Here is a 3,069-nt window from a genome sequence, read left to right as displayed (position 1 = left end):
ATCTACACCGACGTGGACGGAATCTTCACCGCCGATCCGCGCATCGTGCCGAATGCCCGACACCTCGACACCGTCTCGTTCGAGGAAATGCTCGAAATGGCGGCCTGCGGCGCGAAGGTTCTGATGCTGCGGTGCGTCGAATACGCGCGCCGCTACAACGTTCCAGTGCACGTCCGTTCGTCGTACACCACGAAACCCGGAACCATCGTCTCCGGATCTATGGAGGACATCCCAGTGGAAGAAGCCATTCTCACCGGCGTCGCACACGATCGCAGCGAAGCGAAGGTCACCGTCGTCGGATTGTCCGACGCTCCCGGCTACGCCGCCAAGGTGTTCCGTGCTGTCGCCGATGCCGAGATCAACATCGACATGGTGCTGCAGAACGTCTCCAAGATCGACACCGGCAAGACGGACATCACCTTCACGTGCCCCAAGGCCGACGGTCCGACGGCTGTGGAGAAGCTCACCAAGCTCCAGTCCGAAATCGGCTTCGCGCAGGTTCTCTACGACGATCACATCGGCAAGGTCTCGCTCGTCGGCGCCGGAATGAAGAGTCATCCGGGCGTCACCGCGACGTTCTGTGAGGCCCTTGCTGACGCGGGCATCAACATCGACTTGATCAGCACCTCCGAGATCCGAATCTCGGTGTTGTGCAGCGACACACAGCTCGACGAGGCAGTGCGCGTTCTGCACGCAGCCTTCGATCTCGGCGGCGAGGAAGAAGCCGTCGTACACGCAGGAACAGGACGGTAGTCATGACCGTAGTAGCAGTCGTAGGAGCCACCGGGCAGGTCGGCGCCGTCATGCGAACCTTGTTGGAGGAGCGCAACTTTCCGGCCGAGACAGTGCGGTTCTTCGCATCCGCTCGATCGGCGGGCAAGAAGCTTCCGTTCCGCGGCGAGGAGATCATCGTCGAGGATGCGTCCACCGCGGATCTCGCCGGGATCGACATCGCGTTGTTCTCGGCCGGTGCGACCCTCTCGCGTGAGCAGGCACCGCGCTTCGCGGCGGCCGGCGCCGTCGTCATCGACAACTCGTCGGCGTTCCGTAAGGACTCGGACATACCGCTGGTCGTCAGCGAGGTGAACCCCGAGGCGGCGAAGAACCCGCCCAGGGGAATCATCGCGAACCCCAACTGCACCACGATGGCTGCAATGCCGGTCCTGAAGGCGCTGCACGACGAGGCAGGCCTGCAGCGCTTGATCGTCTCCAGCTATCAGGCGGTCTCCGGCAGTGGCCTTGCCGGCGTCGACGAACTCGCCACCCAGGCGCGCGCGGTCATCGGTGACGTCGAAAAGCTCGTGCACGACGGATCCTCGGTCGACTTCCCGGCTCCGAACAAGTACGTCGCACCCATCGCGTTCAACGTCCTGCCCCTCGCCGGTGCGCTCGTCGACGACGGCTCCGGCGAGACGGACGAGGACCAGAAGCTCCGCAACGAGTCCCGCAAGATCCTGGGGTTGCCTGATCTGCTGGTCAGCGGTACGTGCGTTCGCGTCCCGGTGTTCACCGGTCACTCGCTGTCGATCAACGCGGAGTTCGCTCAGCCGCTCTCGGCAGAGCGCGCCAGGGAGATCCTGGGTTCGGCTCCCGGCGTCCAGCTGGTGGATGTCCCGACGCCGCTGGAAGCCGCAGGCAAGGATGTGTCCCTCGTCGGCCGTATCCGCCAGGATCCGGGCGTCCCCGACGGGCGCGGGCTTGCGCTCTTCGTCTCGGGCGACAACCTGCGCAAGGGTGCTGCCCTGAACACGATTCAGATCGCGGAATTGCTGGTGTAGGCGGCTCCGCCGCCAGTGGCGCGGTTAAGTGCGTAGGGGTGCACTCAACCACGCCACTGGCGCGGAGCGCCCCACGCCACTGGCGCGGAGCGCCTGGTCACCCGAGCCGCAGACCGTCACCGGATCCGTCGAAGACATGGGCGTGGGCGTCGTCGAACCGAATGCTGACAATCTCGCCCTTCTGCGGCGGATCACGCCAGTCGGCGCGCGCGACGATCGTCTGCGAAGTGCCGTTGATATCGGCGCGACCGAACACGAATGCTTCCGAGCCCAGTTCCTCGACGACGTCGATCTCCAGCTTCAATCCCGAGGACACGATCTCGACGTGCTCTGGCCGGATCCCGAAGACGACCTCGGATCCCGTGGACGCCGCGAGGGTCCCGCGCGGGATAGGGACCACCTGGTCACCGATCCGCACGCCACCATCGGTGACCGGCACCCGGAACAAATTCATCGACGGTGAACCCATGAATCCAGCGACGAACACATTTTTCGGCGTCCGGTATAGTTCGCGCGGGGACGCGCACTGTTGCAGAACGCCGCCCTTCAGCACAGCCACCCGGTCACCCATCGTCATCGCCTCGACCTGATCGTGCGTCACATACACCGTGGTGGTGGCAAGGCGACGCTGTAGCTGCGCGATCTGAGTACGCGTCTGTACACGGAGTTTCGCGTCGAGATTGGACAGCGGCTCGTCCATCAGGAACACCTGTGGTTGCCGAACGATGGCGCGCCCCATCGCGACTCGTTGACGCTGACCTCCGGACAGTGCCTTCGGCTTGCGGTCCAGATACTGTTCCAGATCGAGCAGTCTGGCAGCTTCGAGCACGCGGGCGCGGATTTCTTCCTTGTTCGCCTTCGCGAGCTTGAGCGCGAAGCCCATGTTCTCGGCGACGCTCATGTGTGGGTACAGCGCGTAGTTCTGGAACACCATCGCGATATCGCGGTCTTTGGGTTCGGAATCGGTGACGTCCGTGCCGCCGATGAAAATGCGGCCGCTGTCGACTTCTTCGAGGCCCGCAAGCATCCGCAGCGAGGTCGACTTGCCACAGCCCGACGGGCCGACGAGTACCAAGAATTCGCCGTCGGCTATTTCCAGGTCGAGCGAGTTGACGGCTGGGACGTCGGAGCCTGGAAAAAGCCTGGTGGCGCGGTCGAATGTGATCGATGCCATGACGAAGAAGATCCCTCCACCGGCAGGAACGTGCCGGACGATCCGAGTGTGGGGTGTCGACGGGTGTCGACGAGGGCCCATAGTATGGGCTCGATCACATCGATGGACGGGAGGGTG

At 64.0% G+C, this 3,069-nt stretch carries 3 protein-coding genes; 2 read left to right on the top strand and 1 reads right to left on the bottom strand.

The features are described 5' to 3' along the window. A partial coding sequence (locus A2J03_RS24400) for an aspartate kinase (RefSeq protein WP_156520568.1) occupies positions 1 to 753 on the top strand: 753 nt, incomplete at its 5' end. Positions 754 to 755: 2 nt separating this feature from the next. Continuing rightward, a complete protein-coding gene (locus A2J03_RS24395; RefSeq protein ID WP_068379190.1) occupies positions 756 to 1,778 on the top strand; it encodes an aspartate-semialdehyde dehydrogenase in 1,023 nt (340 codons plus the stop codon). 97 nt (positions 1,779 to 1,875) lie between these two features. On the opposite strand, the gene A2J03_RS24390 is transcribed toward A2J03_RS24395, so the two are convergent. Beyond that, entirely contained in the window at positions 1,876 to 2,952 is a 1,077-nt protein-coding gene (locus A2J03_RS24390; protein ID WP_068379193.1) for an ABC transporter ATP-binding protein, read from the bottom strand. Positions 2,953 to 3,069 lie beyond the last annotated feature (117 nt).

It is taken from the genome of Rhodococcus sp. EPR-157 (assembly GCF_001647195.1).
Taxonomy (GTDB): Bacteria; Actinomycetota; Actinomycetes; order Mycobacteriales; family Mycobacteriaceae; genus Rhodococcoides.
This window is presented reverse-complemented; position numbering and strand designations above follow the sequence as displayed.

Excerpts from the sequence above, each read along its gene's own strand:
- A2J03_RS24395 (WP_068379190.1), top strand. The coding sequence starts at position 756 with ATGACCGTAGTAGCAGTCGTAGGAGCCACCGGGCAGGTCGGCGCCGTC.
- A2J03_RS24390 (WP_068379193.1), bottom strand. The coding sequence starts at position 2,952 with ATGGCATCGATCACATTCGACCGCGCCACCAGGCTTTTTCCAGGCTCC.